A 24,656-nucleotide genomic window follows, 5' to 3' on the forward strand; every position below is an offset into this window, starting at 1 on the left:
TGTGGTGCGGTCGAGTATTCGCAGGTGACGGCAAAGGACAGCAGGACGTGCAGACACACGAGATCAGGAAGCGGTTCCTTGATCATTTCGTGCAGGCGGGCCATACCGAGGTGCCCAGCGCATCGGTGATCCTCGACGACCCCAACCTGTTGTTCGTCAACGCGGGCATGGTGCAGTTCGTCCCTTACTTCCTGGGTCAGCGCACGCCGCCGTGGGACCGCGCCACCAGCGTGCAGAAGTGCATCCGCACCCCGGACATCGACGAGGTCGGGATCACCACGCGTCACAACACGTTCTTCCAGATGGCGGGCAACTTCAGCTTCGGCGACTACTTCAAGAAGCGTGCCATCGAGTTCGCGTGGTCATTGCTGACCAACCCCCAGGATCAGGGCGGGTACGGCTTCGACCCTGAAAGGCTCTGGGCCACGGTTTATCTCGACGACGACGAGGCGGTCGGGTACTGGCAGGAAGTGGCCGGACTGCCGCTGGAGCGCATCCAGCGCCGCGGCATGGCCGACAACTACTGGTCGATGGGAATCCCCGGCCCGTGCGGGCCGTCCTCGGAGATCTACTACGACCGGGGTCCCGACTACGGAATCGACGGCGGCCCCGAGGCCAACGAGGACCGCTACATCGAGATCTGGAACCTCGTGTTCATGCAGAACGAGCGCGGCGAGGGTACCTCGAAAGAGGACTTCGAGATCCTCGGCCCGCTGCCGCGGCAGAACATCGACACCGGCATGGGCATCGAGCGTGTCGCCTGCCTGTTGCAGGGCGTCGACAACGTCTACGAGACCGATCTGCTGCGCCCGGCCATCGACCTGGTCGCCGGGATCGCGCCGCGCGGGTACGGCCAGGGCATTCACGACGACGACGTGCGCTACCGGATCATCGCCGACCACAGCCGCACCGCGGCGATCATCATCGGAGACGGGGTCAGCCCCGGAAACGAAGGCCGCGGCTACGTGCTGCGCCGGTTGCTGCGCCGGATCATCCGCGCCGCCAAGCTGCTCGGCGTCGATCAGCCGATCATGGCCGACCTGATGGCCACCGTCCGCGATGCCATGAGCCCGTCCTACCCGGAGCTGGCAACAGATTTCGACCGCATTCAGCGCATCGCGGTCGCCGAGGAGACCGCGTTCAACCGGACGCTGGCTTCCGGATCGAAGCTGTTCGACGATGCCGCGCGTGCGACCAAGGCATCGGGCGCCGAGAAGCTGTCCGGCCGAGACGCGTTCACGCTCCACGACACCTACGGCTTCCCGATCGAACTCACCCTCGAGATGGCGGCGGAGGCGGACCTCAGCGTCGATGAGGAGGGCTTCCGCGGCCTGATGGCGGAGCAGCGCCAGCGGGCCAAGGCCGACGCCGCGGCGCGCAAGCACGCCCACGCCGACCTCTCGGCGTACCGCGACCTGGTGGATGCGGGCCCCACCGTGTTCACCGGCTTCGACGAACTGTCTACCGAGGCAAGGATTCTCGGCATCTTTGTGGACGGTAAGCGGGTGCCCGTGGTGTCCCACGACGGCGTCGACGCCCCGCGGGTGGAGCTGATCCTCGACCGCAGCCCGTTCTACGCGGAGTCCGGCGGCCAGATCGCCGACGAGGGCTCCGTCACCGGCACCGGTGCGTCCGAGACCGCCAAGGCGGCCGTCACCGACGTGCAGAAGATCGCCAAAACCCTCTGGGCGCATCGCGTCAACGTGGAATCGGGGGAGTTCGTGGAGGGCGACACCGTCGTGGCGGCAGTCGACCCGCGCTGGCGCCACGGCGCCACCCAGGGCCACTCCGGCACACACATGGTGCATGCGGCGCTTCGGCAGGTGCTGGGCCCCAACGCGGTTCAGGCCGGTTCGCTGAACCGGCCGGGATACCTGAGGTTCGACTTCAACTGGCAGGGCGCGCTGACCGAAGACCAGCGCACCCAGATCGAGGAAGTCACCAACGAGGCCGTCGAGGCGGACTTCGAGGTGCACAGCTTCGTCACCGACCTGGAGAAAGCCAAGTCGATGGGCGCGATGGCGCTCTTCGGGGAGGCCTACCCCGACGAAGTCCGGGTGGTCGAGATCGGCGGGCCGTTCTCGCTCGAGCTGTGCGGCGGCACCCACGTGCGCAACTCGGCGCAGATCGGGCCGGTGACCATTCTCGGCGAGTCATCGGTGGGATCCGGGGTGCGGCGCGTCGAGGCCTACGTCGGGCTGGACTCGTTCCGGCATCTGGCCAAGGAGCGCGCGCTGATGGCCGGACTCGCCTCCACACTGAAGGTGCCGTCGGAGGAGGTACCCGCCCGGGTGGCCACGCTGGTGGACCGCCTGCGGGCCGCCGAGAAGGAACTCGACCGGCTCCGTCTGGCCAGTGCACGCTCTGCCGCGGTCAACGCGGCCGCCGGGGCCGAGGTGATCGGAAAGGTCCGGCTGGTGGCCCAGCGAATGGCCGGCGGAATCTCGGCGGGCGATTTGCGCTCCCTCGTGGGCGACATCCGCGGAAAGCTCGGGAGCGAACCGGCGGTGATCGCGCTGATCGCCGAGGGTGAGAACGACTCGGTGCCGTTCGTGGTCGCCGTGAATGCGGGCGCCCAGGACCACGGGTGGCGCGCCGACGAGTTGGTCAAGGTTATGGGAGCCGCGGTCAACGGCCGCGGCGGGGGTAAGGCCGATCAGGCTCAGGGGTCCGGTAAGGGGGCGGCGGGTATCGACGCTGCATTGGCGGCGATCCGCGCGGAGATAGGCCGGAGCTAACCGCGTGCCAGACACCGACTGGACCAGCCGTGCGCCCGACCGGCCGGGCGATCCTAACGCGGCGCCCGACCCGGGCCGCGGTCGTCGCCTCGGTGTCGACGTCGGGACCGTCCGGATCGGCGTCGCCGTCAGCGACCCCGACGCCATCCTGGCCACCCCGGTGGAAACCGTCACCCGCGACAAGCGCGCCGGCAGGCACCTGCGCAGGCTCGCCGCGCTGGTCGACGAATACCAGGCTGTCGAGGTGGTGGTCGGCCTGCCGCGCACGCTGGCCGATCGTGCGGGCTCGTCGGCTCAGGACGCCGCCGAGGTCGCCGACCAGCTGGCCGGACGCATCGCGCCCGTCCCGGTACGGCTGACCGATGAGCGGTTCACGACCGTCACCGCGCAGCGGGCGTTGCGGGAGGCGGGGGTTCGGGCACGCGGGCAGCGATCGTTGATCGATCAGGCCGCGGCGGTGGGAATTCTGCAGAACTGGCTGGACCAGCGGCGGGCAGCGCTGCCCGCACACGGAGAGGTCTTGGATGACTGACGACTGGCAGAACGACCGCGCCGAGCCGCTTGCGGTGGGACCGCCGCGGCAGCGCATGACCCGGCGGGAGCGAGCCCGGCAGGAACGCAACCGGCGCCGGCGCCGGACCACACTGGTGGTGGCGCTGTCGGCGCTGGTCGTGGTGGTCATCGGAGCGGTGTTCCTGGGCTCCAAGATGTGGCATTCGCTGTTCGGTGGCTCCGGCGACGACTACGCCGGCCAGGGGGTGAACGACGTCGTCATCCAGGTCCACGACGGCGACTCCACCACCGCGATCGGCCAGACGTTGCGTGACAGCAACGTGGTGGCCAACGTGAAGACTTTCGTCGCCGCCGCCGACGGCAACTCGGCGATCTCGGCCATTCAGCCCGGGTTCTACAAGGTGCGCACGGAGATTCCGGCCGTCAACGCCGTCGAGCGCCTCGCCGATCCGGCGAACCGGGTCGGCCTGCTCGTCATCCCGGAGGGCCGTCAGCTCGACGACGTCCAGGACGTGCGCACGCGCGCCGTCACCGACGGCATCCTGAGCATGATCTCGAAGGCCACCTGCGTGGACCTCGACGGTGCTCGCCGTTGCGTCGACACCGATGATCTGCGCCAAACCGCCGGTGCGGCAAGCCCGTCCGAACTCGCGGTGCCGCAGTGGGCGACCGAAGCCGTCGACGCGATGGGTTCTGACCATCGCAGGCTCGAGGGCTTGATCGCCCCCGGCACGTGGAACATCGATCCGTCGGCCCAGCCGCAGGAAATCCTGTCCACGCTGATCTCCACCAGCGCGGCGCAATACGAAGACGGTGGGCTGCTCAGTACCGCCGCCGCACTGAACATGTCGCCGTACGAGATTCTGACGGTCGCATCGCTGGTTCAGCGCGAGGCCAAACCGCAGGACTTCTCGAAAGTGGCGCGTGTCATCTACAACCGGCTGGCGGAGCGGCGCACGCTGGAGTTCGACTCCACCGTGAACTATCCGCTGGACCGCGTCGAGGTGGCGACCACCGACGGGGACCGGGGCCAGATGACGCCGTGGAACACCTACGTGAGGCCCGGCCTTCCGGCGACGCCGATCTGCTCCCCGGGCCAGCCCGCGCTCGTCGCAGCCGAGCAGCCGGCAGTCGGCGACTGGCTGTACTTCGTGACCATCGACATGCAGGGCACGACGCTGTTCACCCGGGAGTACGAGCAGCATCTCGCCAACATCGAACTGGCGAGACAAAACGGCGTCCTCGACTCTGCGAGGTGATGAGCGCGCTGCGCCGGGCGGCCGTCCTGGGTTCCCCGATCGCGCATTCCCGTTCGCCGCAACTGCATCTGGCGGCATACCGAGCCCTCGGGCTCTCGGAGTGGACCTATGAGCGCATCGAGTGCGGTGCCGAGGACCTGGCCGGTGTGGTGGCCGGATTCGGTCCGGAGTGGGTCGGGGTGTCGGTCACGATGCCGGGCAAGTTCGCTGCGCTGCGGTTCGCGGACGAGGCCACCGACCGGGCGAAGCTCGTCGGGTCGGCGAACACGCTGGTGCGCACCGCGACCGGGTGGCGGGCCGACAACACCGACGTCGACGGCGTGCAGGGTGCGCTGGCCGACCTGCCGGTGTGCGAGCGGGCGATCGTGGTGGGTTCGGGGGGTACCGCACCCGCCGTGATCGTCGGACTGGTCGCGCTCGGCGCGCGGGACATCACGGTGGTCGCCCGTAACCAGGCCAAGGCTGCCGACCTGATCGATCTCGCGGTGCGCAGCGGTGCCGACGCCCGGTACCGCGACATCACCGACGCACGTCTCGGCGACCTCGTCGCCGGCGTGGACGTGGTGGTCAACACCGTGCCGGCCGACGCTGTCGCGCCCTATGCGCCCGGGCTGGCAGCGGCGCCAGTGCTGCTCGACGTCATCTACGACCCCTGGCCCACTCCGCTGGCCACGGCCGTGCAGTCGGCGGGTGGGCGCGTGATCAGTGGCCTGGAGATGCTGCTGCAGCAAGCCTTGGCGCAGGTCGAACAATTCACCGGGATGGCTGCTCCCGAAGAGGCGATGCGGGCTGCGTTGCAGCGGGCTTAGCCTGAAGGTGTGGGGCAGTTCGCGGGGGGATTTCTGGGGGAATTGGTCGGTGCGGTTGCGGTGACCGGCTGGTTTATTGCGTTGAGCGTGTTCGACATTCGTTATCACCGCCTGCCGAATGTGCTGACTCTGCCCGGCGCGGTCGCGATCCTCGCCGTCGCGGCGGCGACGGGGCACGGGCCGGCAGCGCTTCTCGGTGCGGCCGCGCTGTTCGGTGTGTACGCGGCGGTTCATCTCGCTGCGCCGGCGGCCATGGGAGCGGGAGACGTCAAGCTTGCGATCGGAGTCGGAGCGCTCACCGGCGTTTTCGGCCTTCAGGCATGGCTGCTCTGCGCGTTCGGAGCGTCGATGCTGACCGCGTTGCTCGGACTGTCGGCGCTGATGCGCGGTTCGCGGGCGGGGCTGCCGCACGGTCCGTCGATGTGCGTGGCCGCAACGGTGGCGGCGGTCGCTGCGGCGGTGTGATTACCTGTCGGGTAATGGTTGTTCGGAGAGTGTTCCGCAACACTGGGATTCATGAGGAATCCGCCTATCCTCCTGCTGCACGGCATATTCGGCCGCCCGGCACTGATGGAGCCGTGGACACGTTTCTTCACCGACGCCGGATTCGCCTGTCACGTACCGGCTCTGCCGGGGCGAGACCCCACCGACGATGCGGTGCTGACGCGCACCGGTGTCGCCGAGATGGTGGATGTCGCTCTGGAGCGCTACGACGCGATCGGCGGGCCCGCGATCGTCGTCGGGCACAGCATGGGCGGCCTGCTGGCGCAGATGGTGGCGGCCGCCCGCGATCCGCTGGCGGCGGTGCTCTTGGCGCCGATCCCGCCTGGCGTGCTGTGGCCGCAGGCGTCGGTGCTGCCGCACATCGTCGGGCTGTTGCCGACGGTGCTGGCCGGACGGCCGTTCCTGCCGTCGCCGGACACCATGCGGAAGGTGCCGTTGAACACACTGCCCGGCGAGGAGCAGGACCGGTTGATCCGGCACCTGGTCCGCGACTCCGGCCGGGCGTTCCGGGAACTGCTCGTCGGTGCCCCCGTGACCCGGGTGCCTGCGGCGAAGGTGACGTGTCCTGTGCTGTGCGTCAGCGCGGGGTCGGACCGCAATGTCGCGCCGTGGATGTCGCGACGGATCGCCACGCGCTACCGCGCCCGGCATCAAGTACATCCGGGACTGCCGCACTGGATCATCGCCGAGTCGGCCGTGCCGCAGGTGGCCGTTCCGGTGCTGGACTGGATGCGTGCGACGCTGACTCTCGACTGACCGGCAGAGGGGTCGCACCGTCGCCGTTTCAGGACAGCGCACCTGGCATGCGAAAATGGGACGCGTGTTGCGATGGACTACTGCAGGTGAATCCCACGGCCGGGCGTTGGTGGCCATGGTCGAGGGCATGGTCGCTGGGGTCCACCTAACCTCACAGGACATTGCGGACCAGCTGGCCCGTCGCCGCCTCGGCTACGGCCGCGGGGCACGGATGAAGTTCGAGCAGGACCAGGTCACGATGCTCACCGGGATGCGCCACGGCGTCACCCTCGGCGGCCCGATCGCGATCGAGATCGGCAACACGGAATGGCCGAAATGGGAGACCGTGATGGCGCCGGACCCGGTCGACGCCGCCGAGCTCGCCGACAGCGCAGCCCGCAGCGCGCCGCTGACCAGGCCACGGCCCGGCCACGCCGACTACGCCGGCATGCTCAAGTACGGGTTCGACGACGCCCGTCCCGTGCTGGAGCGCGCGAGTGCCCGTGAGACCGCGGCCCGCGTTGCGGCAGGTACGGTCGCCCGTTCGTTCCTACGGCAGGCGCTCGGGGTGGAGATCGTCTCCCACGTCATCTCCATCGGTGCGTCGACGCCCTATTCGGGCCCCCCGCCGCAGGCAGCCGATCTGGCCGCGGTCGACGCCAGCCCGGTGCGAGCCTTCGATTCGGCCAGCGAGGCCTCGATGATCGCCGAGATCGAAGCCGCCAAACGCGACGGCGACACCCTCGGCGGTGTGGTCGAGGTGGTGGCGCACGGACTGCCGGTCGGGCTGGGTTCGTTCACCAGCGGCGACAACAGGCTCGACAGCCAGCTTGCCGGGGCGGTGATGGGCATCCAGGCGATCAAGGGTGTCGAGGTCGGCGACGGTTTCGAAACCGCGCGCCGACGCGGCAGCGTCGCGCATGACGAGATCTACCCTGGTGCCGACGGCATCATGCGCTCCACGAACCGGGCCGGCGGCCTGGAGGGCGGCATGACCAACGGCCAGCCCGTCCGGGTGCGCGCCGCGATGAAACCCATCTCCACCGTTCCCCGCGCACTGGCCACCGTCGACATGGCGACCGGCGAGGAAGCCGTCGCCATCCATCAGCGTTCCGACGTGTGCGCGGTGCCCGCGGCCGGGGTCGTGGTCGAGACCATGGTCGCGTTGGTGCTGGCGCGCGCTGTCCTGGAGAAGTTCGGTGGCGATTCGCTGGACGAGACCCGCGCGAACATCGACAGCTACCTCCAGGCCGTCGCGGCCAGGGAACCCTCCTCCGCCGAGGGTGCAAGGGCGTCTGGCTGATGGCCCCCAGAGCCGTGCTGATCGGGCTGCCCGGCTCGGGTAAGTCCACGATCGGCCGGCGGCTGGCCAAGAGCATGGACCTGACGCTGCTCGACACCGACGTGGCGATCGAGAAGTGCACCGGTCGTACGATCGCCGACATCTTCGCCAAGGACGGTGAATCCGAGTTCCGCCGCATCGAGGAGAGCGTGATCCGCGATGCGCTGGCCACCCATGACGGCGTGCTGTCTCTCGGCGGCGGCGCGGTGACCACCGAGGGCGTGCGCGAGGCGCTGGCCGGTCACACCGTGATCTACCTGGAGATCAGCGCCGCCGAGGGTGTGCGCCGCACCGGCGGGGCCACCGTTCGTCCGCTGCTGGCCGGCCCTGACCGTGGTGAGAAGTTCAAAGCGCTGATGGCAGAACGCGTTCCGCTGTACCGCCAGGTGGCCACCATGCGGGTGAACACGACACATCGCAACCCGGGTGCGGTGGTGCGCCACATCGTCGCACGGCTGGAGAACTCCGCCGCCAAGGCCGAGCGACGCCGCAGGCGCCCGGTGTGGCGGCGTGCGCCCCTGTCGCTGACTGCCTCGCCCTCCACCGAAGCCCCGCCCAGCCCCGCCACGGTCGCGGCCAGAAAGAGCAGCGGTTCCCCCTGCCTACGAAAGGACGCGAAGTGACAGAGCCGGTGACGGTCGAGGTGCGTACTGATCCGCCCTACCCGGTGATCATCGGAACAGGCTTGCTCGGCGACCTTGGACGCGTCCTCGACGGCAGGCACAGGGTCGCGATCCTGCATCAGCCGACGTTGAGCCAGACCGCGGAGGTCATACGAAACCATCTGTCGGAGAAGGGCATCGACGCTCATCGCATCGAGCTTCCGGATGCCGAGAGCGGTAAGGAACTCCCCGTCGTCGGCTTCATCTGGGAGGTGCTCGGCCGCATCGGGATAGGACGCAAGGACGCGGTCGTGAGCCTGGGCGGGGGAGCGGCCACCGACGTCGCCGGATTCGCCGCGGCCACCTGGCTGCGCGGCGTGGACATCGTGCACGTCCCGACCACGCTGTTGGGCATGGTCGACGCCGCGGTGGGCGGAAAGACCGGCATCAACACCGACGCAGGCAAAAACCTGGTGGGCGCGTTCCATCAGCCCGCCGCGGTGCTGATCGATCTGGCCACCCTGGAATCGCTGCCGCGTAACGAGATCATCGCGGGCATGGCGGAGATCGTGAAAGCCGGCTTCATCGCCGACCCCGTCATCCTCGACATGATCGAAGCCGATCCCCAGGCCGCCCTCGATCCGACCGGTTCGGTGTTGCCGGAGCTGATCAGGCGCGCGGTCGCGGTCAAGGCCGAGGTCGTCGCCGCTGACGAGAAAGAGTCGGCGCTGCGGGAGATCCTCAACTACGGGCACACGCTGGCGCACGCCATCGAGCGTCGAGAGCGCTACCAATGGCGTCACGGGGCGGCCGTATCGGTCGGCCTGGTCTTCGCGGCGGAGCTGGGGCGCCTCGCCGGGCGACTCGACGACGACACCGCGGAGCGGCACAAGGCCATCCTGACCTCGCTGGGTCTGCCGGTGACCTATGACGCCGACGCGCTGCCGCAGCTCATGGACGCCATGCTGGGTGACAAGAAGACCCGCGCCGGGGTGCTGCGCTTCGTGGTGCTCGACGGCCTGGGCAAGCCGGGCCGGTTGGAAGGCCCCGATCCGTCGCTGCTCGCGGCGGCCTACGCCGAGGTCGCCCGAGCCTAGTTGCGGTCGACCGGGCGGGTCTGGTCGTCGTCGGCAAGCGCCACGGATGAGGTCTGCTGTTCGGTCTCGACGCCGCCGGCCTGTGGCTCGTAGTCGCGATCGTCACGCACCGCGGCGAAGACGTCGGTATCGGCCCGGTCATCGTCGGACTCGCGGCGGCGCGACTGCTTGGGCGCCTTGCGGTCGACCAGCCAGTGCCCGAGCGCGACGCCGATGATGGCGGATACGAACACCAGGAGCGCGGTGAACGCCGCGAACGTCGTGACCTCGTTGATCAGGCCTTCGACGTAGAGGTTCTTGTAGAACACACCGATCAGCCAGGCCACCGCGCCGCTGACCACGCCGGCGAAGAGCCCGGCCAGCAGCCACGCCATCGCCAGGTCGTCACGCCGTTCCGGGTCCGGGTTGTTCCGGGCATCGGCGCGGCCGTCCACATATCCCCACACCAGGACCGCGACCGCGAACAGCGCGACGAGGATCGCGCTGATCAATCCCGCCTTCGTCTCCCACGCGTTGATCATCGCCCCCTGGAGTAACCGAACGATCACCATCAGGGCGGCGAACACCAGTCCGCGCAGCAGCCACTTGCTCATGGGGCCTCACCTTAGCGAGTACCGTCACCCGCTGTGACTATTTCCCAGCGCCGCGACCGGCTGCGTCGCGCCCTGGCAGCCGCCGAACTGGATGCCATGCTGGTATCCGACCTGGTCAACGTCCGTTATCTGTCCGGCTTCACCGGCTCTAACGCTGCCTTACTCGTGTTGGCGGACAGCGAAACGCCGGTGCTTGCCACCGACGGGCGTTATCGCACCCAGGCCGCGCATCAGGCGCCGGACGCCGAGGTCGTCATCGAGCGGGCGTGCGGGCCGCATCTGGCGGGCCTTGCCGCCGCCGCGGGGGTGCGCAAACTCGGCTTCGAGAGCCACGTCGTCACCGTCGACGCGTTCACGGCGCTGGGTAAGGCGGCCGGTGAGCGGTGCGAACTGGTTCGGGCCGCCGGGACCGTGGAGCGTCTGCGGGAGGTCAAGGACGCGGGCGAGATCGCGCTGCTGAGGCTGGCGTGCGAAGCGGCCGACGCGGCGTTGAAGGACCTGGTCGACCGTGGCGGCCTGCGGTCGGGCCGGACCGAGAAGGACGTGCGTAACGAGCTGGAGGCACTGATGCTGGCGCACGGCGCCGACGGTGCGTCGTTCGAGACCATCGTGGCTGCCGGCGCCAACTCGGCGATCCCGCACCACCGGCCCACCGACGCAGTCCTGGCTGCCGGTGACTTCGTCAAGATCGACTTCGGGGCGCTTGTCGCCGGCTACCACTCCGACATGACCCGCACGTTCGTCCTGGCACCGGTCGCGGACTGGCAGCGCGACATCTACACGCTGGTCGCGGACTCACAGCGCGCCGGCCGCGAGGCGCTGGCCCCCGGCGTCGGGCTCAAGGACGTCGACGCAGCATCGCGGCAGGTCATCGCCGATGCCGGCTACGCGGACAACTTCGGACACGGCCTCGGTCACGGGGTCGGCCTGCAGATCCACGAAGCGCCGGGAATCAACGGCTCCGCCGCCGGTACACTGCTTGCTGGCTCCGCGGTGACCGTTGAGCCCGGTGTCTACCTGCCTGACCGCGGCGGTGTCCGCATCGAGGACACGCTCGTGGTGGACACACACCCTGAACTACTTACCCGGTTCCCCAAGGACCTGGTGATCATCTAGCAAGCTAGGAGTACAACCGACCGTGGCATCGACCGCCGACTTCAAGAACGGGCTCGTCCTTCAGATCGACGGCCAGCTGTGGCAGATCATCGAGTTCCAGCACGTCAAGCCCGGCAAGGGGCCTGCGTTCGTGCGGACCAAGCTCAAGAACGTGCTGTCCGGCAAGGTCGTCGACAAGACCTACAACGCCGGTGTGAAGGTGGAGACCGCGACGGTGGACCGCCGCGACGCCACCTACCTCTATCGCGACGGCTCCGATTTCGTGTTCATGGATTCCGAGGACTACGAGCAGAACCCGCTGCCGGAGGCGCTGGTCGGCCGGGCCGCCGGTTTCCTGCTCGAGGGCATGGCCGTGCAGATCGCGTTCCACGACGGCGCGCCGCTGTACCTGGAACTCCCGGTGACCGTGGAGCTGCTGGTCGCCTCGACCGAGCCCGGTCTGCAGGGTGATCGCTCCAGCGCAGGCACCAAGCCCGCGACGCTGGAAACGGGCGCCGAGATCCAGGTGCCGCTGTTCATCAACACCGGTGACAAGCTCAAGGTGGATTCGCGCGACGGCAGCTATCTGGGAAGGGTCAATGCCTGACGCCCGGGCGAGCGAAGCGACGGGGAGTGGCCTCGTCGAGCGAAGCGCAGCGGAGCGACGGGGTGTCTGACCGGATGGGTGACCGCGGGCGGCACCAGGCCCGCAAGCGCGCCGTGGACCTCCTGTTCGAGGCGGAGGCGCGAGGAATCACCCCCGCCGAGGTGGCGGAAGCCCGAAACGCGTTGGCACATCATCAAGCCGACATGGCGCCGCTGAACCCGTACACGGTGACGGTGGCGCGCGGCGTGACCGAACATGCCGCCCACATCGACGACCTGATCTCGGCCCACCTGCAGGGGTGGACCCTGGACCGGCTGCCGGCAGTCGACCGCGCGCTGCTGCGGGTCGCGGTCTGGGAGCTGCTGCACGCCGAGGACGTGCCGGAGCCGGTCGCCGTCGACGAGGCGGTCGAATTGGCCAAGCAGCTGTCCACAGACGATTCCCCGGGCTTCGTCAACGGTGTGCTGGGCCAGGTGATGCTGGTGACGCCGCAGATCCGCGCCGCGGCCGCTGCGGTGCAGGGTGGGCACGACGGCGATAGCGCGACGTAGATGGGTGCGCCGCAGGACTGGGCCCCATACTCCAGCGTGCAGGACGCGGCTCGGGTCTATCTGCGTGACCCCGATCTGGCTCTCGACCAGATCCGTTCCGTGGTCGAGCCGTCGGCGATCAAGTCCTTCGTCATGTCGCGTGGCTTCACCGAGGAGTCGTGGGGTGAGGCGCTCTGGCAGGAGGTGCTCGTCACCGACGGTCACCGGCTGGTCATCTGGCGCGCCGACGACGACGTCTCCAGCACGGCTCCCGGCGGCGATTCGCACCGGATCCTGATGGCGTCGGCGCGGTCGATTCTGTTGTCCACCATCACCGATCAGGTGCTGTCCACCGAGTACGAGGTGCTCGACGACGGCACTCGCCGGCTCGCGGAGGTGAAGCTGCGGATGTACACGCAACTGCTCACCCGGTCACGGCAGAAATCGGCGACCGAGACCGACATCTATTGCGAGTCATTCAGGTTCGTGAAGTCGGTCGACAATGGCGGGCTGGCACAGATGCAGCGGCTACTCCAGTTCGGCAGGGTGTTGTCTCGCTCGATGTAGTGGCGGCGTGTCCGGCGGCGTGAACAAAATGTGCGCAATCTGGACGCGGCTGCGTGCCGCACGGATGGTGGTGGCATGACGGTTTCACCTCACCCGAAGTGCACCCGTCGGCCGCATTGGTCATTGGCCAGGACGTGGTTGCTGCAGCCGGGGCTTCCGGGTTTCGCCGCAGCGGTCTCTGCCGATGCCGATGTGGTCGTCCTCGATATCGAAGACGGACTGCCGGATGCGCAGAAGCCGGCCGGCCGTCGAGCCGTGGCCGACTGGCTGCACGGCGGTGGCGAGGCGTGGGTGAGGATCAGCAGCGCCGGCACGCCGGCCTGGGACGCCGATCTCGGCGAGTTGTCGTCGGCGCCAGGCTTGGCCGGGGTGATACTTGCCAAGACAGAAGCGGCCGACGACGTCGCCGCAACCGCCGCACGGCTGCCTGAGGCCACTCCTCTGGTCGCGCTGGTGGAGTCCGCGCTGGGCGTCGAATCAGCCCTGGAGATCGCGCGCGCACCACGGTGTTCGCGAATCGCGTTCGGGATCGGTGACTTTCGTCGTGATACTGGGATGTCTGCTGATCCGATGGTCCTTGCCTACCCGCGGGCTCGGCTGGTGACGGCCAGTCGCGCTGCCGGGTTGCCCGGACCGATCGACGGGCCGACGCTGCGAGACCAGGCGCGTCACCTCACTCGTGAGACCGAGGTCGCCAAGGCCGCCGGCATGACGGGTCGGCTCTGTCTCGACGTCGGCCACGCCGAGACGATCAACACTCTCCTTAGCCCGTCGGCCTTGGAGATCGACGAGGCCCGAAGCACGCTGGCACGCCTCGATGCGCCGACCGGGCCTTACGACGGCAGCGCCGGGCCCACCCGTGCGCGCGCTGAGGCGCTGCTCGATCTCGCCGCGAAACTGGGTATGCCGTAACGCCTTTGCGTGTCAGGCGGCGGTGCGTGGTTCGAAGGTGATGATGTCGATGCCGAGTTGGCCTTCGATGAGGCTGAGTTGTCGGCGGATGCGTGTTCCGGGCAGTGGTGGGGCGATGGAGTGGTACACCGCGTGGGTGGGGGTGCGAAACTCTGCGGTGTGGTCGCCGTTGCGGTCGGTGGTGGTGACGGTCCAGTCGGGGGCTTCTTTGGTGTAGTTGCAGGCTTGGCACATGCCGAGTCCGTTGAGGGCGGTGGTGGGTCCGCCGTGGCGGTCGGGGGTGGCGTGGTCGTGGTGGCGGATGGGGGCGTTGCAGAACGGGGTGCGGCAGGTTTGGTCGCGCAGCCCGATGAACATCGCGAGGCCTTTGGGGAAGATCCGGGCCCGGGATTCCATCGCTACCAACTGCCCCGACTTTGGGTGGCGGTAGAGCCGTCGCAGGGTGGCTTTGGCGTCCTTGTCGGCGACCGCGTCGCCGGTGAGCTTGCAGGCGAACCCGGCCGGGACCGGGCCGTATCCGTCGAGCCAGGCCGGCTCGGTGTCGTCACCGGCGAGTGTGGTGTCGGCCATGACCAGGTTCAGGGCCACCGACACCGGTGCGGTGACCGCGCGTCCGGTGATCCGTTCGCAGGCGGTGTCGGCCATGATCTGGTTGCGGGAGCGGCCGTCACCGATGGTGTCGGCGTGGCGCTTGAGCGCGGCGTAGGCGCCGACCCCTTGGGATAGGGGGAGCAGCAGGCTGAGGTAGACCATGCCGTTTGCGGCTGGGCGGATGGTGACGCAGCGGTCCTGTTCGGCTTTGGTGATGCGTTCCACCACCGCGGCGACGTCGAGGCGGGCGGCGATCTTCTTGGCTTCGGCTTCGACCCGGTTGTTGCCCCAGTGCTCGAATTTCGCGGTGTCGGCGCATAGTTCGGCGTCGAGCTGCCGGCGATGTTCCACGCTCAGGCACGCCGATTCCCGCACGATGAGGGTGGCCCGCCATTCTGAGAGCGCCCCGCACTCCAGGGCGGCCAGGGTGTGGGGCATCTCCTGGACCAACGCCTGCGCGAACCCGAGGTGCTGGTTGCCTTTCACCGGGGCGTCGCGGCGGGCCAGTGCGATCTCCGAGGCGAGCCCTTTCCCGCGGCGGCGGGCGGGCACTCCCGCCGCCTGCTCGGCCTCGCGGCGCTTGGCCGCCCAGAGTGCGGTGGCCCGGGCCTGCGCCGCGGCTGCGGCGGATTTGAGTCGTTCGCAGCGCTCGACCAGGGCCCGCAACTCCGCCTGCGACGCACCCTCATCGATGTCGAACATACTTTCGAACACGACACCGACGTTACCCCGCCGGTCCGACAAATGCTGTCAACTCTTCTCGAATGTCGGAACTCACCGATCGGAAACGAGGCGGCGCGCGCGTCCTCGCCCGCTTCGTGGCAGAGGACGCCGACGAATCGCTCCGCGCCTTCGAGAATGCGCTCGACGGAACGCTGCCACAGGGACTATCGATAAAGCGCGAGCCGCGCTGCCCGCGGGTGCCGATGGAAGAGTCGTGTCACCCGCCGACGAGGGCGCCGCACGAGGCGCTTCGTTCGTCGGACACCCGCACGGCCCGCGGAGTGACCTCCGAGGCCAGCCTCTCCAACGTCCGATCCGACAACGCCGCTACCCTTGCAGCGCCTGGTACGTGCTGCGCACGAATTTCGGTTGCGCGCTCTGCAGCTTGGCCAGCGACGTGTTGCCGGCGACCGCGGCGGCTGCGTCCGCGGTCAGGTTCGGCAGATTCTGGATCAGGTAGATGAGGATCACGTCGGCCGACGGGTCGGCCTGCCACCACGTCCCGTACGCGCCCGGCCACGAGAACGTGCCGGGTCCGCCCGGTCCGAAGAGCTGACGGGACTTCGCTGGGTCGGTCACCACGGACAGATTGAGGCCGAAGCCGCGGCCGATCCAGAACGGGGCGCCCAGAAAATCATGGCGCTTCTGCTGATCGGTCAGCCGGTCGGTGCGCATCAGCATCACGGACTCCTCGGACAGCACGCGGACCCCGTCGAGTGTGCCGCCGGCCAGCAGCATCCTGGCGAAGCGCAGATAGTCATCGGCCGTCGACCACAGGCCCGCGCCGCCGGTGCAGAACGGGGGATCGACGATGGGGGCCGGCCCCATCACGTCGTGGCGCAACGTGTTGTCCGAGTCGAGCTGGTACATGGTGGCGGCACGGCGGCGGCCGGTGGCTCCGACGTGGAACCCGGTGTCGGACATGCCCAACGGCCCCAGCACACGTTCCTCGAGCACCTGGCTCAACGGCTTGCCCTCGATCCTGGACAGCGCTATGCCGAGCACATCGGTGGCATGGCTGTAGGTCAGACGTTCGCCCGGCTGATGGACCAGTGGCAGCGTCGCGAGTTCGGCGAGCCACCGGTCCTGGTCCTGCCGGGTGGGGAGCTTGCGGTAGGCGTCCGACAGAGGGCCGAGGACCGAGAACATGTAGGCCAGCCCGCTGCGATGGGTCATCAGGTCCTCGACCGTGATGTGCCGCTGGGCGGGCACGGTGCGGTCCAGCGGACCCCGCGGTTCGGCCAGCACGCGCATGTCCGCGAGTTCCGGCAGCCACGTGGCGACGCGGTCGGTGAGTGTGAGCTTGCCCTCTTCGATGAGGGACATCGCCGCTGCCACGGTCACCGGCTTCGTCATCGACGCAATACGAAAAATGGTGTCGCGCTCCATCGGCAGCCGCGCCTCGACATCGCGGTAACCGAGCTCGTTGACCTGCTGCACCTCGCCCGCGTGCCACACCAGCGTCACGGCTCCCGCCAACAGCCCCGCGTCGATCGCGTCGACGATGGAGGCCTTGTTCCGGTCGAGGTTCATCGCGCCAGATTAGGTCAGTGCGCAATGCCGCCACGCGCCGACACCTGCTAAGCTCCCCGCAGTTTCCGACATCCTTTAACGATCCGTCCCGTGAGGCGGAGAAGGAGGTCCGGCTCACTCGTGGGCTCGCCAGATCAGACCGGCTCCGACCGGGAGCTGATGTCCGCAGCGGACGTCAGCCGCACCATCGCTCGCATGGCCCATCAGATCATCGAGAAGACCGCACTCGACGGTTCCGATGCTCCTCGCGTCATCCTTCTGGGCATTCCGACCCGCGGCGTCACCCTCGCCTCCCGGATCGCCCGCAACATCGCCGAATTCAGCGGAGTCGACGTCGCCCACGGCGCCCTGGACACCACGCTTTACCGCGACGACCTCATGAGCAAGCCTCCGCGCGCGCTCGCCTCCACCTCGATCCCCGACGGCGGCATCGACGGTGCGCTGGTGATCCTGGTCGACGACGTGCTCTACACCGGCAGGTCGGTGCGCTCTGCGCTCGACGCGCTCCGCGACCTCGGCCGTCCCAAGGCCGTGCAACTGGCGGTGCTGGTGGACCGCGGACACCGCGAGCTGCCGATCCGCGCCGACTACGTCGGCAAGAACGTGCCGACATCGCGCGCCGAGAACGTCAAGGTGCGGCTCACCGAGGACGACGGTCACGACGGCGTCCACATCGCACCGTACGGAGGCCCTCCAAGGTGAAGCACCTGCTGACCGCGGCCGATCTCAGCCGCGACGACGCCACCGCGATCCTCGACAACGCCGACCGGTTCCGCGAGGCACTGGTGGGCCGCGAGGTGAAGAAGCTGCCCACGCTGCGGGGCCGCACCATCATCACGATGTTCTACGAGAACTCCACCAGGACCCGGGTGTCGTTCGAGGTGGCGGGCAAGTGGATGAGCGCTGACGTCATCAACGTCAGCGCCTCGGGATCGTCTGTCTCCAAAGGGGAGTCGCTGCGCGACACCGCGCTGACGCTGCGCGCGGCCGGCGCCGACGCCCTGATCATCCGTCATCCCGCCTCGGGGGCGGCACAGCAGCTCGCCGAGTGGACGGTCGACGAACACGGTGGACCGTCGGTCATCAACGCCGGCGACGGCACCCACGAACATCCCACCCAGGCTCTGCTCGACGCGTTGACCATCCGGCAGCGGCTCGGGTCGATCGAGGGCAAGCGCGTCGTGATCGTCGGTGACGTGCTGCACAGCCGGGTGGCGCGTTCCAACGTGGCGCTGCTGAACACCCTCGGCGCCGAGGTGGTGCTCGTCGCTCCGCCCACGCTGCTGCCTGTCGGTGTCGCGGGGTGGCCGGTCACGGTCTCCCACGACCTGGATGCCGAACTGCCGCTGGCCGACGCGGTGCTGATGCTTCGGGTACAGGCCGAACGGATGAACGGCGGCTTCTTCCCGTCGGCACGCGAGTATTCGGTGCGCTACGGATTGTCCGAGAAGCGGCAGTCACAGCTGGCCGAACATACCGTCGTACTGCACCCCGGTCCGATGATGCGCGGCATGGAGATCGCCTACTCCGTGGCGGACTCATCGCAATCGGCTGTGCTGCAACAGGTTTCCAATGGTGTCCACGTGCGCATGGCGGTGCTCTTCCACCTGCTCGTCGGCGCAGAAGAGGAAGCGATCAGCGCATGACGGTAGTGAGAGGGGTGCTCCTCTACGGCGAGGGCGACCCGGTCGACGTGCGGATCGCCGACGGGCAGATCGCCGAGATCGGGGAGCGGCTCGACGCGCCGGCGGGCACAGAGACCATCGACTGCACCGGTCAGATCATGCTGCCCGGCTTCGTCGACCTGCACACCCATCTGCGCGAGCCCGGCCGCGAGTACGCCGAGGACATCGAAACCGGTTCGGCTGCGGCGGCTCTCGGTGGGTACACGGCTGTTTTCGCCATGGCCAACACCGATCCGGTCGCCGACTCCGCGGTGGTGACCGACCACGTGTGGCACCGCGGGCAGCAGGTCGGACTCGTCGACGTGCATCCCGTCGGGGCGGTGACCGTCGGCCTCAAGGGCAAGCAGCTCACCGAGATGGGCCTGATGGCCGCGGGCGTGGGCCAGGTCAGGATGTTCTCCGACGACGGTGTGTGCGTGGATGATCCGCTGGTCATGCGCCGTGCCCTGGAGTACGCGTCCGGTCTCGGTGTGCTGATCGCCCAGCACGCCGAGGAGCCACGACTGACGGTCGGTGCTGTCGCGCACGAAGGCCCCAATGCCGCGCGCCTCGGGCTGGCGGGGTGGCCGCGCGCCGCGGAGGAGTCGATCGTCGCGCGGGACGCTCTGCTGGCACGGGACGCCGGAGCCCGGGTGCACATCTGCCACGCCTCGACGGCGGGCAGCGTGGAGCTGGTCCGCTGGGCCAAGGAGCAGGGGATCTCGATCACCGCCGAGGTCACGCCCCACCACCTACTGCTCGACGACGCCCGGCTGCAGACCTACGACGGGCGCAATCGCGTGAATCCGCCGCTGCGAGAAGCCAGCGACGCGATCGCCCTGCGTCAGGCCCTCGCCGACGGCGTGATCGACTGTGTGGCCACCGATCACGCCCCGCACGCCGCCCACGAGAAGATGTGCGAGTTCGCCAACGCCCGGCCCGGCATGCTCGGGCTGCAGACCGCGCTGTCGGTGGTCGTGGAGACGATGGTGAACCCCGGCCTGCTGACCTGGCGCGATGTCGCCCGCGTGATGAGTGAGGCCCCTGCCCGCATCGTCGGGCTGCCCGATCAGGGCAGGCCGCTTGAGGTGGGGGAGCCGGCGAACCTGACGGTGATCGATCCCGCCGCACGCTGGACGGTGACGGGGCCGGCGCTGGCCAGCCGTTCGGACAACACCCCGTACGAGGATATGGAGCTGCCCGGTGTCGTCACAGTGACGATGCTCCGTGGCACGGTCACCGCCCGCGACGGGAAGGCGGGCACGTGAACACCCCGACGCTGGTCATCTCCCTGGTCATGGCGGGCATACTCGTCGTGCTGATCGCGGTGCTGATCCAGGCGATGATGCGCGGGTGGCGCCACCGCATCGAGCGGCAGGTCCAGATCGTCGGCACCCTGCCGTCGCTGCCCGACACCGTCGGACCTGTGCTCATCCCGCCGATCAAAGGCCTCTATGTCGGCAGCACCCTGGTGCCGCACTGGAACGACCGGGTCGCCGCGGGTGATCTCGGGTTCCGGGCCAAGGCTGTGCTCACCCGCTACCCCGAAGGAATCATGGTGCAGCGCACTGGGTCCGGTCCGATCTGGATACCTGAGGATGCCGTCGCCGACATCCGTACCGAGAAGCGGCTTGCCGGCAAAGCGCTCACCCATGAAGGCATCCTGGCGATCCGCTGGCGGCTGCCGTCGGGCGTCGAGATCGAAACCGGGTTCCGCGCCGACGACCGTCGTGATTACTCGAAATGGCTCCCGGAGGAAGTGGCATGACAAGCGTGCAGGCACAGAATGCGGTGTTGGTGCTGGAGGACGGCCGGGTCTTCACCGGCACTCCGTTCGGCGCGACCGGCGAAACCCTCGGTGAGGCCGTCTTCTCGACCGGGATGTCGGGCTATCAGGAGACCCTGACCGACCCGAGCTATCACCGGCAGATCGTGATCGCCACCGCACCGCAGATCGGCAACACCGGCTGGAACACCGAGGACAGCGAGAGCCGCGGTGACAAGATCTGGGTCGCCGGCTACGCCGTGCGGGATCCCTCGCCGCGCGCGTCGAACTGGCGGGCCAGCGGCACGTTGGATGACGAGCTGCGGCGGCAGGGCATCGTCGGCATCGCAGGCATCGACACCCGCGCGGCGGTGCGGCACCTGCGCAGCCGAGGCTCGATGAAGGCCGGCGTGTTCAGCGGTGCCGCTGCGGGCGCCCCCGTCGACGAGTTGGTGGCGCGCGTGCGCGGGCAGGGGGCCATGCTGGGCGCCGACCTGGCGGGCGAGGTCAGCACGGACACCGACTACGTGGTGGAACCCGAAGGGACGCACCGGTTCACCGTTGCCGCGCTGGACCTCGGCATCAAGACGAACACACCGCGCAACTTCGCCGCGCGCGGGATCCGCAGCGTGGTGCTTCCGTCCGCGGCGACCTTCGACCACATCGCCGATCTCAAACCCGACGGCGTCTTCCTGTCGAACGGGCCGGGCGACCCGGCCACCGCCGACCACATCGTCGGCGTCACCCGTGACGTCCTGAACGCCGGAATCCCGCTGTTCGGCATCTGCTTCGGCAACCAGATTCTGGGCCGGGCGCTGGGCCTGGGCACCTACAAGATGGTGTTCGGCCATCGCGGCATCAACATCCCGGTGATGGACCATGCCACCGGCCGGGTCGCGATCACCGCCCAGAACCACGGGTTCGCCTTGGAAGGTGAAGCCGGCCAGACGTTCGATACCGACTTCGGTCGGGCCGAGGTCAGCCACACCTGCGCCAACGACGGTGTGGTGGAAGGGGTTCGGCTGTCCAACGGCCGGGCCTTCTCGGTGCAGTACCACCCGGAGGCTGCCGCGGGCCCGCGGGACGCCGAGTACCTGTTCGACCAGTTCGTCGACCTGATGGCAGGAAACAAGTAGATGCCGCGTCGCCCAGATCTCAACCACGTCCTGGTCATCGGCTCCGGGCCGATCATCATCGGTCAGGCCTGCGAGTTCGACTATTCCGGCACCCAGGCCTGCCGTGTGCTGCGGGCCGAGGGCCTGCAGGTCAGCCTCGTCAACTCCAACCCGGCGACGATCATGACCGACCCGGAGTACGCCGACCACACCTATGTCGAGCCCATCACCGCCGAGTTCGTCGAGAAGATCTTCGCCCAGCAGGCCGAGCGCGGCAACAAGATCGACGCGCTGCTGGCCACCCTCGGCGGGCAGACGGCGCTCAACACCGCGGTCAAGCTGTACGAGAACGGTGCCCTCGACAGGTACGGCGTCGAGCTGATCGGCGCGGACTTCGACGCCATCCAGCGCGGCGAGGACCGGCAGAAGTTCAAGGACATCGTCGCCAAGGTGGGCGGTGAGTCGGCCAAATCCCGCGTCTGTTTCACGATGGACGAGGTGCGGGACACCGTCGCCGAGCTCGGACTGCCCGTCGTGGTGCGGCCGAGCTTCACGATGGGCGGACTCGGCTCCGGCATGGCGTATTCGGCCGAGGACGTGGACCGGATGGCCGGCGAGGGTCTGGCGGCCTCCCCGTCGGCGAACGTGCTGATCGAAGAGTCCATCTACGGGTGGAAGGAGTACGAGCTCGAGCTGATGCGCGACGGCCGCGACAACGTCGTGGTGGTGTGCTCGATCGAGAACTTCGACCCGATGGGCGTCCACACCGGCGACTCGGTGACCGTCGCACCGGCGATGACGCTGACCGACCGCGAGTACCAGGTGATGCGCACCCTGGGTATCGACATCCTGCGCGAGGTCGGCGTGGACACCGGCGGCTGCAACATCCAGTTCGCCGTCAACCCCAAAGACGGCAGGCTCATCGTCATCGAGATGAACCCGCGGGTGTCCCGCTCCAGTGCGCTGGCATCGAAGGCCACCGGGTTCCCGATCGCCAAGATCGCCGCCAAGCTGGCCATCGGCTACACCCTCGACGAGATCGTCAACGACATCACCAAGGAAACGCCTGCCTGCTTCGAACCCACGCTGGACTACGTGGTGGTCAAGGCGCCACGGTTCGCGTTCGAGAAGTTCCCCGGTGCCGACGCGACGCTGACCACCACCATGAAGTCGGTGGGCGAGGCGATGTCGTTGGGCCGCAACTTCGTCGAAGCCCTCGGCAAGGTGATGCGCTCGCTGGAGACCGGCAGGGCAGGCTTCTGGACCGGTACGGAACCTTTGGGGGACGTAGCCGATGTCCTCGACCGGCTGCGCACCCCCACCGACGGCCGGCTCTACGACATCGAGTACGCGTTGCGCCTCGGCGCCGGTGTCGAACAGGTCGCCGAGGCATCCGGTGTCGATCCGTGGTTCGTCGAGCAGATCAAAGGGCTGGTCGATCTGCGCGCCGAGCTGGTCGACGCCCCGGTGCTCGACGGTGAACTGCTGCGCCGCAGCAAGCACAGCGGGCTCTCCGACGGTCAGATCGCGGCGCTGCGGCCGGAGCTGGCGGGTGAGATGGGGGTGCGGGCGCTGCGCCAGCGGCTCGGCATCCACCCGGTGTACAAGACCGTCGACACCTGCGCCGCCGAGTTCGAGGCCAAGACGCCCTATCACTACAGCAGTTACGAGCTGGACCCCGGAGCCGAAACCGAGGTGGCACCCCAGGTCGACCGACCGAAGGTACTGATCCTCGGGTCGGGCCCCAACCGCATCGGGCAGGGCATCGAGTTCGACTACAGCTGTGTGCACGCCGCGACCACGCTGAGCCAGGCGGGGTTCGAGACGGTGATGATCAACTGCAACCCGGAGACGGTGTCCACCGACTACGACACCGCTGACCGGCTGTACTTCGAGCCGCTGACGTTCGAGGACGTCCTCGAGGTCTATTACGCCGAGCAGGCGTCGGGCCAGGGCGGGCCCGGCGTCGTCGGCGTCATCGTCCAGCTCGGCGGGCAGACACCCCTCGGGCTGGCCGAGCGGCTGGAGAAGGCCGGGGTGCCCATCGTCGGCACCAAGCCCGAAGCCATCGATCTGGCCGAAGACCGCGGCGAGTTCGGTGAGGTGCTGCGCCGCGCCGGCCTACCCGCACCGCGGTTCGGCATGGCGACCAGCTTCGACCAGGCCCGCCGGATCGCAGCCGACATCGGCTACCCGGTGCTGGTCCGGCCGTCCTACGTGCTGGGCGGGCGCGGGATGGAGATCGTCTACGACGAGCAGACTCTCGAGGGCTACATCACCCGGGCCACCCAGCTCTCACCCGAGCACCCCGTCCTGGTGGACCGATTCCTCGAAGATGCGATCGAGATCGACGTCGACGCACTGTGCGACGGCACCGAGGTGTACATCGGCGGCGTCATGGAACACATCGAGGAAGCCGGCATCCACTCCGGCGACTCGGCCTGCGCGCTGCCCCCGGTGACGCTGGGCCGCAGTGACATCGAGGCGGTGCGCCGCGCCACCGAGGCCATCGCGTTCGGCGTCGGCGTCGTCGGACTGCTCAACGTGCAGTACGCCCTCAAGGACGATGTGCTCTACGTGTTGGAAGCGAATCCGCGGGCCAGCCGGACCGTGCCGTTCGTGTCCAAGGCCACCGCTGTTCCGCTGGCCAAGGCGTGTGCCCGGATCATGCTGGGCGCCACCATCGCGCAGCTGCGCGAGGAAGGTGTTCTGGCTGCCTCCGGCGACGGGGGGACCACTGCCCGCAACGCCCCGGTCGCCGTCAAGGAAGCGGTGCTGCCCTTCCACCGGTTCCGCAAGGCCGACGGAAGCCAGATCGATTCGTTGCTCGGCCCGGAGATGAAGTCCACCGGCGAAGTCATGGGTATCGACCGCGACTTCGGTAGCGCGTTCGCCAAGAGCCAGACCGCCGCGTACGGGTCGCTGCCCGCCAGCGGCACGGTGTTCGTGTCGGTCGCGAACCGGGACAAGCGCTCACTGGTGTTCCCGGTCAAGCGCCTCGCCGACCTCGGCTTCAAGATCCTCGCCACCGAGGGCACTGCGGAGATGTTGCGCCGCAACGGGATTCCGTGCGACGAGGTGCGCAAGCATTTCGAAGAACCCAGCCCTGACCGGCCTGCGCTGTCCGCGGTCGACGCGATCAAGGCCGGCGAGATCGACATGGTGATCAACACCCCGTACGGCAACTCCGGCCCACGCATCGACGGCTACGAGATCCGGTCCGCCGCGGTGTCGATGAACATCCCGTGCGTGACCACCGTGCAGGGCGCCTCAGCGGCGGTGCAGGGCATCGAGGCGGGGATCCGCGGAGACATCGGCGTGATGTCGCTGCAGGAACTCCACAGCACGCTGGGGTCCTGAGG

23 protein-coding genes are annotated in these 24,656 nt (G+C 68.6%); 20 read left to right on the top strand and 3 right to left on the bottom strand.

The window, feature by feature from the left end; translation table 11 throughout:
- Positions 1 to 47 precede the first annotated feature (47 nt).
- The 9 genes from alaS to aroB all read left to right on the top strand — a co-directional run bounded on the left by alaS (position 48) and on the right by aroB (position 9,599).
- Positions 48 to 2,738 carry an alanine--tRNA ligase gene (gene alaS, locus EL337_RS12335; protein WP_048631312.1) on the top strand — a complete coding sequence of 897 codons (2,691 nt, stop codon included), beginning with the start codon at positions 48 to 50 and terminating at the stop codon, positions 2,736 to 2,738.
- 4 nt (positions 2,739 to 2,742) lie between these two features.
- A complete protein-coding gene (gene ruvX, locus EL337_RS12340) occupies positions 2,743 to 3,270 on the top strand; it encodes a Holliday junction resolvase RuvX (RefSeq protein WP_048631313.1) in 528 nt (175 codons plus the stop codon).
- A complete protein-coding gene (locus EL337_RS12345; RefSeq protein ID WP_048631314.1) occupies positions 3,263 to 4,510 on the top strand; it encodes an endolytic transglycosylase MltG in 1,248 nt (415 codons plus the stop codon). The genes ruvX and EL337_RS12345 overlap by 8 nt, the downstream gene beginning before the upstream one ends.
- Entirely contained in the window at positions 4,510 to 5,319 is an 810-nt protein-coding gene (locus EL337_RS12350; RefSeq protein WP_048631315.1) for a shikimate dehydrogenase, read from the top strand. The genes EL337_RS12345 and EL337_RS12350 overlap by 1 nt, the downstream gene beginning before the upstream one ends.
- Positions 5,320 to 5,328: 9 nt before the next feature.
- Positions 5,329 to 5,784, top strand: coding sequence for a prepilin peptidase (locus EL337_RS12355; RefSeq protein WP_232786743.1), 456 nt, complete (start codon positions 5,329 to 5,331; stop codon positions 5,782 to 5,784).
- Between the two features lie 51 nt (positions 5,785 to 5,835).
- Positions 5,836 to 6,579 carry an alpha/beta hydrolase gene (locus EL337_RS12360; protein ID WP_048631316.1) on the top strand — a complete coding sequence of 248 codons (744 nt, stop codon included), beginning with the start codon at positions 5,836 to 5,838 and terminating at the stop codon, positions 6,577 to 6,579.
- A gap of 64 nt (positions 6,580 to 6,643) precedes the next feature.
- Positions 6,644 to 7,861 (top strand): chorismate synthase, encoded by a 1,218-nt coding sequence (gene aroC / locus EL337_RS12365; RefSeq protein ID WP_048631540.1) that lies wholly within the window; start codon positions 6,644 to 6,646, stop codon positions 7,859 to 7,861.
- The gene (locus tag EL337_RS12370; RefSeq protein ID WP_048631317.1) at positions 7,861 to 8,523 is read left to right on the top strand and encodes a shikimate kinase; all 663 of its coding nucleotides are present in this window, start codon (positions 7,861 to 7,863) and stop codon (positions 8,521 to 8,523) included. The genes aroC and EL337_RS12370 overlap by 1 nt, the downstream gene beginning before the upstream one ends.
- Entirely contained in the window at positions 8,520 to 9,599 is a 1,080-nt protein-coding gene (gene aroB / locus EL337_RS12375) for a 3-dehydroquinate synthase (protein WP_048631318.1), read from the top strand. Before EL337_RS12370 ends, aroB begins: the two co-directional genes overlap by 4 nt.
- Here aroB and EL337_RS12380 read toward each other — a convergent pair.
- On the bottom strand, positions 9,596 to 10,192 hold the full coding sequence (locus tag EL337_RS12380) for a B-4DMT family transporter (protein WP_048631319.1): 597 nt from the start codon (positions 10,190 to 10,192) through the stop codon (positions 9,596 to 9,598). The two genes, aroB and EL337_RS12380, sit on opposite strands and share 4 nt — an antisense overlap.
- Before the next feature lie 33 nt (positions 10,193 to 10,225).
- Between EL337_RS12380 and EL337_RS12385 the strand changes: the two genes are divergently transcribed.
- The 5 genes from EL337_RS12385 (at position 10,226) to EL337_RS12405 (ending at position 13,903) form a co-directional block, all read left to right on the top strand.
- Complete coding sequence (locus tag EL337_RS12385) at positions 10,226 to 11,308, top strand: M24 family metallopeptidase (RefSeq protein WP_048631320.1); 1,083 nt, start codon at positions 10,226 to 10,228, stop codon at positions 11,306 to 11,308.
- 22 nt (positions 11,309 to 11,330) lie between these two features.
- Positions 11,331 to 11,894, top strand: a complete 564-nt coding sequence (gene efp, locus EL337_RS12390; RefSeq protein ID WP_048631321.1) for an elongation factor P — start codon at positions 11,331 to 11,333, stop codon at positions 11,892 to 11,894.
- 62 nt (positions 11,895 to 11,956) lie between these two features.
- A complete protein-coding gene (gene nusB, locus EL337_RS12395; RefSeq protein WP_048631541.1) occupies positions 11,957 to 12,445 on the top strand; it encodes a transcription antitermination factor NusB in 489 nt (162 codons plus the stop codon).
- Positions 12,446 to 12,991: a hypothetical protein gene (locus EL337_RS12400; RefSeq protein WP_048631322.1), complete on the top strand. Its 546-nt coding sequence runs from the start codon at positions 12,446 to 12,448 to the stop codon at positions 12,989 to 12,991.
- 75 nt (positions 12,992 to 13,066) lie between these two features.
- A complete protein-coding gene (locus tag EL337_RS12405) occupies positions 13,067 to 13,903 on the top strand; it encodes an HpcH/HpaI aldolase/citrate lyase family protein (RefSeq protein WP_048631542.1) in 837 nt (278 codons plus the stop codon).
- Between the two features lie 12 nt (positions 13,904 to 13,915).
- On the opposite strand, the gene EL337_RS12410 is transcribed toward EL337_RS12405, so the two are convergent.
- The gene (locus EL337_RS12410; RefSeq protein ID WP_126316565.1) at positions 13,916 to 15,208 is read right to left on the bottom strand and encodes a 13E12 repeat family protein; all 1,293 of its coding nucleotides are present in this window, start codon (positions 15,206 to 15,208) and stop codon (positions 13,916 to 13,918) included.
- A gap of 336 nt (positions 15,209 to 15,544) precedes the next feature.
- Complete coding sequence (locus EL337_RS12415) at positions 15,545 to 16,750, bottom strand: serine hydrolase domain-containing protein (RefSeq protein ID WP_048631323.1); 1,206 nt, start codon at positions 16,748 to 16,750, stop codon at positions 15,545 to 15,547.
- A gap of 120 nt (positions 16,751 to 16,870) precedes the next feature.
- Here EL337_RS12415 and pyrR point away from each other — a divergent pair, with 120 nt between their 5' ends.
- The 6 genes from pyrR to carB are packed head-to-tail and all read left to right on the top strand — an operon-like array spanning position 16,871 to position 24,654.
- Positions 16,871 to 17,452: a bifunctional pyr operon transcriptional regulator/uracil phosphoribosyltransferase PyrR gene (gene pyrR / locus EL337_RS12420; RefSeq protein WP_048631324.1), complete on the top strand. Its 582-nt coding sequence runs from the start codon at positions 16,871 to 16,873 to the stop codon at positions 17,450 to 17,452.
- On the top strand, positions 17,449 to 18,396 hold the full coding sequence (locus EL337_RS12425; protein ID WP_048631325.1) for an aspartate carbamoyltransferase catalytic subunit: 948 nt from the start codon (positions 17,449 to 17,451) through the stop codon (positions 18,394 to 18,396). Before pyrR ends, EL337_RS12425 begins: the two co-directional genes overlap by 4 nt.
- Positions 18,393 to 19,682 carry a dihydroorotase gene (locus EL337_RS12430; RefSeq protein WP_048631326.1) on the top strand — a complete coding sequence of 430 codons (1,290 nt, stop codon included), beginning with the start codon at positions 18,393 to 18,395 and terminating at the stop codon, positions 19,680 to 19,682. The genes EL337_RS12425 and EL337_RS12430 overlap by 4 nt, the downstream gene beginning before the upstream one ends.
- Positions 19,679 to 20,182, top strand: coding sequence for a PH-like domain-containing protein (locus tag EL337_RS12435; protein WP_048631327.1), 504 nt, complete (start codon positions 19,679 to 19,681; stop codon positions 20,180 to 20,182). The genes EL337_RS12430 and EL337_RS12435 overlap by 4 nt, the downstream gene beginning before the upstream one ends.
- Positions 20,179 to 21,315 (top strand): glutamine-hydrolyzing carbamoyl-phosphate synthase small subunit, encoded by a 1,137-nt coding sequence (carA, locus tag EL337_RS12440; protein WP_048631328.1) that lies wholly within the window; start codon positions 20,179 to 20,181, stop codon positions 21,313 to 21,315. The genes EL337_RS12435 and carA overlap by 4 nt, the downstream gene beginning before the upstream one ends.
- Positions 21,316 to 24,654 (top strand): carbamoyl-phosphate synthase large subunit, encoded by a 3,339-nt coding sequence (gene carB, locus EL337_RS12445; RefSeq protein WP_048631329.1) that lies wholly within the window; start codon positions 21,316 to 21,318, stop codon positions 24,652 to 24,654. It abuts the gene before it with no gap.
- Positions 24,655 to 24,656: the final 2 nt, after the last annotated feature.

Source organism: Mycolicibacterium aurum (genome assembly GCF_900637195.1).
GTDB classification, from domain to species: domain Bacteria; phylum Actinomycetota; class Actinomycetes; order Mycobacteriales; family Mycobacteriaceae; genus Mycobacterium; species Mycobacterium aurum.